The 3406-nt window shown below is 67.9% G+C and carries 4 protein-coding genes; 1 reads left to right on the forward strand and 3 read right to left on the reverse strand.

Features of this window, described 5'->3' with window-relative positions; all coding sequences use genetic code 11:
- Positions 1–227: 227 nt before the first annotated feature.
- Complete coding sequence (istB, locus tag CHB84_RS21960; protein WP_425432330.1) at positions 228–980, reverse strand: IS21-like element helper ATPase IstB; 753 nt, start codon at positions 978–980, stop codon at positions 228–230.
- Positions 868–1614 carry a Mu transposase domain-containing protein gene (locus CHB84_RS24140; RefSeq protein WP_425432331.1) on the reverse strand — a complete coding sequence of 249 codons (747 nt, stop codon included), beginning with the start codon at positions 1612–1614 and terminating at the stop codon, positions 868–870. Before CHB84_RS24140 ends, istB begins: the two co-directional genes overlap by 113 nt.
- Here CHB84_RS24140 and CHB84_RS21970 point away from each other — a divergent pair.
- A protein-coding gene (locus tag CHB84_RS21970) for an IS3 family transposase (RefSeq protein WP_425432332.1) occupies positions 1605–2920 on the forward strand; the annotation gives its coding sequence in 2 pieces (ribosomal slippage) (positions 1605–1887 and positions 1887–2920; 1317 coding nt in all). The genes CHB84_RS24140 and CHB84_RS21970 overlap by 10 nt on opposite strands.
- Here the strand turns inward: CHB84_RS21970 and CHB84_RS21975 are convergent.
- Entirely contained in the window at positions 2890–3303 is a 414-nt protein-coding gene (locus CHB84_RS21975) for a hypothetical protein (RefSeq protein WP_245818920.1), read from the reverse strand. The genes CHB84_RS21970 and CHB84_RS21975 overlap by 31 nt on opposite strands.
- Between the last annotated feature and the right edge of the window lie 103 nt (positions 3304–3406).

Below are 3406 nucleotides of genomic sequence, written 5' to 3' on the forward strand. Positions count from 1 at the left end.
TACGGACACACCGACCTGGATCGGGCGCTGGGCACCGCCGCGCTGGCCGGGCGATTCGGCGAGGCCGACCTGGCCTCCATCCTGGCCCACCACCGTCAGCACCGCGAACCCGACGGGACCGAGCCCCTCCGCGCCTCCGAAGACCACTCCCTGCAAGCCGGCACCTGACGCCGCTAAATGATCTTGGCCAGAGTTGCTCGTTGGAATTCCTCACCTGGGGGCGGTGGTTAGCGTAGCGGTTGGCGGTTGCCGGTGGTGGCTTTGCGTAGCGTGTCGTTGCGGGCGTGGTGGTCTCGGAGGCGGTAGGAGTCGCCCTCGAGGTTGAGGACGACGGAGCGGTGCAGGAGTCTGTCGAGGAGGGCGGCGGCGACGGTGGTGTCGCCGAGGGTGTCTGCCCATGCTCCGACGCCTCTGTTGCTGGTCAGGATGATCGAGGTCTTCAAGTATCGCTGTGAGATGACCTGGAACAGTGCGGAGGCTGCTTCTGCGGGCAGCGGCAGGTAGCCCAGTTCGTCAATGACGAGCAGGGACGGTCCGGCGAAGAAGCGCATGGTGGTGGCCCAGCGTCCTTCGATGGCGGCGCGGTGGCAGCGGGCGGCGAGGTCGGTTGCGGTGGTGAAGTAGGTGCGGTAGCCGGCCTCGGCGGCCTTGCGGGCGAGCCCGACGGCGAGGTGGGTCTTGCCGAGGCCGGGCTGGCCGATCAGCAGGACGTTGGTCGCTGAGTCGAGGTAGCGGCAGGTGGCAAGCTCGTTGATGAGCTGGGGATCGACCGCCGGGGCGGCGTCGTAGTCGAACTCCTCGAGCGTGGCCGGGGTGGGCAGGGAGGCGAAGCGCAGCCGCCCGGCCAGCCGGCGGGTCTCGGTGGCCTCAACCTCGATGGCCAGCAACCGTTCGAGGGCGGCGGTGAGCGTGAGTCCGTCGGCGGTGGCGGACTCGAGCACGCCGGGCAGCGCTTCGGCTGCGGCGTGCAGCTTCAGCACGGCCAGGTGGGTGCGCAGCCGTTGGTAGAGGCTGGCCTGCGCGGGCGTGGACGGCCCGGCCTGAACCGCCGCTGGGGGCGGGTTTGTCGTTGCTGTCACTGGGTTTCCTCTCCGGTGGGTTGTTGCTCGGCGGCCGGGCTGGCCGGGGGCAGGCTGCTGCGGCGTAGCGGGTCAGATCGACGACCTCGCCGCTGTCGCTGCCGCAGGTGGCGCCGCTACGGTGGGCGCGCAGCGTCTCGGCGGCGGCTCGGGCGGCCTCTCCGGGTGGGATGCGCTGCTTGCTGCGGTGCGGCCGGGCGGTGGTGGCGGCGGACATGGCGGCCTGTTCGAGGGCAGCCACGTGGCCGTGATCGCGCACCATGGCCCCGGAGCCTTCGGGTGCCAGGGCGTGGCGGGCGATCACCGTCCCAGTCTTGGTGGCGATGTCGAGGTGGTCGGCGCCGAGCCGGCAGGTGACGGTGACGTCGGCGCCGGCGAGTTCGGGTGCGACGCTATAGCGGTTGCCGCGGAAGGCCACCAGCGCCTGCGCCGAGGCGACCCGGGCCACCACCAGCGTGGCCGGAAACGGCGATGTGCTGCGCCCCGGGTTCTGTTCAGGCTCTGATTCCAGGAAGGATGCAGAGCATGTCGGCACCGAGGAAGTACAGCGATGAGCTGCGTGAGCGGGCGACGCGGATGGCGTTGGACGCGATCGCGGCCGAGGGGCAGCGGATGGTGGCGATCCGTCGGGTCGCGGGCCAGTTGGACGTCCACCCCGAGGCGTTGCGGACGTGGGTCAAGCGCGCCGAGATCGACGCCGGGACGGCGCCGGGTCGCGCCAGCGATGATGCCCAGCGGATCGCTGAACTGGAACGCGAGGTGCGTGAGTTGCGGCGGGCGAACGAGATCCTCAAGACGGCCTCGGCGTTTTTCGCCGCCGCGGAGCTCGACCGCAAGACCAAATAGCCTCTGGCGATTCCGCGGAGCGGCGGGAGATTCCGCTCGGGGTGGTCATCGACTATATCGACGGCCACCGCGAGCGGATTGTCGAGGGGAGGAAGCTCGGAGTCGAGCCGATCTGCGCAATCCTGGAGCAAGCAGGTGTGGAGATCGCTCCGAGGACATATTGGGCGGCGAAGACACGCGCTCCATCGAAACGAGCGTTGCGCGACGCGGAACTATGCAAGGAGATTGAGCGTGTGTTCCGCGAGAACTACGGCGTCTACGGGGCGCGGAAGGTTCATGCCCAGTTGAACCGGGAGAGGATTCGTGTGGCTCGCTGCACGGTCGAGCGACTCATGCGCCAGCTTGGCCTGCAGGGACTACGGCGTGGCAGACGACCCAAGACCACGATCGCAGCGGCGTCGCCGTCTCCGGCGGATCTGGTCGACCGCAGCTTCACCGCCGATAATCCGAATCAACTCTGGGTAGCGGATATCACCTATATACGGACGTTTTCGGGATGGGTATATGCCGCATTCGTCATCGACGTGTCCTCCCGGATGGTCGTGGGCTGGCAGGTCTCTACCTCGCTGCACACGAACCTGGCCCTCGACGCCCTAGAAATGGGGATCTGGTCCAGAAAAAGAGCCGGACACGATGTTGCTGGACTTGTCCATCATTCTGATCGCGGAGTTCAATATCGAGCCATCCGCTATACCGAACGCCTCAAAGAGGCGGATGTGGTCGCCTCGGTCGGTTCGCGTGGCGATTCCTACGACAACGCGATGGCCGAGGCATCCAACTCGCTATTCAAGGGCGAGTTGATCCATAACCCGCTCGCGCGCGGCCGTGGATGGCAATCGATCCGGCACGTCGAGATTGCCGTGGCCGAATACGTCGACTGGTACAACCATCGTCGCGTCCACGGCGAACTGAGCCAGCGCACCCCGGCCGCGGTCGAAGTCGCCTACCGAGGGCCACGTTACGATCAGACCACCGAGCCCGCCCGGGCCGGGTGACAGACAACGAGACCTGCACCAGACCCGGGGCGCAGCGATGCGGGCGGCGGGCGCAGCGGCTCGGCCGCGGCCACGGTGGCCACGCTGGCCTTGCCGCCGGCGGTGGCGCGCAGCCGGGCATCGCCCCGCTTGGCGCACCAGGAGTCGAGCTGCCGCTGCGCCTGCTCGACGGTGACGTCATCGGGCAGGGTGCGCCAGAACCGTTGCGCCGCAACGTGATTGGCCTTTTCCACCACCCCTTTGCGGTTGCCCCGCCGGGGTGGGCACGCCCGCACTTCGACGGCGTAGTGCTTGGCTACCGCGGAAAACGAGGCCTGCACCCGCTGGCTCTCTGGGTTGATCACGGTGGCCATCCGGTCGAACCGCCACCTGACTTTTGCCACGTTCGGCGGGTCTTGACGAGTGCGACCTGTTGACCTGCTGGTTTGTTTCGGTTGCTGGGCTGATTTGCGCACTAAATGGGGTCGTAGAGTGGCCGGGTGGCGT

The sequence above is a fragment of the Haloechinothrix alba genome (assembly GCF_900188115.1).
In the GTDB taxonomy this organism is placed as follows: Bacteria; Actinomycetota; Actinomycetes; order Mycobacteriales; family Pseudonocardiaceae; genus Haloechinothrix; species Haloechinothrix alba.